Raw genomic sequence first — 795 nt, 5'->3', positions numbered from 1 at the left:
GATCCGGTGCTGGCCTGGGCGATGGCTAACGTGGTGATGGAAACCGACGCCAACGCCAATATCAAGCCGAACAAGAAGAAGGCCGCCAACAAGATAGACCCGGCGATCGCCTTCCTGATGAGTTTTGGCACCTATCAGCTACAACACGAAGAGTTCGCCTTTGACCTGAGCGAAGAACAACAGCAGCGCCTAGCCGCGTTCAACGGTATCTAACAGGAGTAACACCATGAAACACAGTGAAAACCAAACGAGAACTGTCCGTGTGTTCGGCCCATTGCGCCAGTTTGTAAAGGATAACCAGAAGGGCATCATTGAAATGTGCGTCCAGACACCAGGGGAAGCCATCAAGGCGCTGTGTACGGTCTTGCCGGGGTTCGAAAAATTCATGCTGGCCAGTAAAGCCAAGGGGCTGACCTTTGCCGTGTTCAGCGGTAAACGGAACATAGGCCGGGAAGAACTGGAATATAACGGCTCCAGCGAAATACGGATCGTGCCGGTCATCATCGGCAGTAAAAAGGCGGGGATGTTTCAGACCATCCTTGGTGCGGTATTAGTCGTCGTTGGTGCTATTGGCATGTCCCCGTGGGGCCAGGCTTTTGGTGGCGGTGCGTGGGGGTCTTATGCTCTACAGGCTGGTGCTGCAATGATGATTGGTGGTGTCGCTCAAATGCTTTCCCCGATGCAGGGAGGGGCAGCACGACGCGAAAGCCCAGAGAATAAACCCTCCTACGCTTTTGGTGGGCCGGTCAATACGATTGCCCAGGGTAATCCTGTGCCGATTGCCTATGGTAAGCG

General features: G+C 54.5%; 2 protein-coding genes. Both read left to right on the top strand.

Going from position 1 to position 795, the window contains the following annotated elements; all coding sequences use genetic code 11:
* A partial coding sequence (locus tag ACKWMY_RS28215; protein WP_409487549.1) for a terminase TerL endonuclease subunit occupies positions 1–213 on the top strand: 213 nt, incomplete at its 5' end.
* A 13-nt stretch (positions 214–226) separates the two neighbouring features.
* On the top strand, positions 227–795 hold a 569-nt coding region (locus ACKWMY_RS28210; RefSeq protein ID WP_409487548.1), incomplete at its 3' end, for a tail assembly protein.

This window comes from Serratia sp. J2, from assembly GCF_046269175.1.
GTDB lineage: Bacteria > Pseudomonadota > Gammaproteobacteria > Enterobacterales > Enterobacteriaceae > Chania > Chania fonticola_C.
The sequence above is the reverse complement of the archived record's forward strand: the minus strand, read 5'-3'. Positions and strand labels throughout refer to the sequence as shown.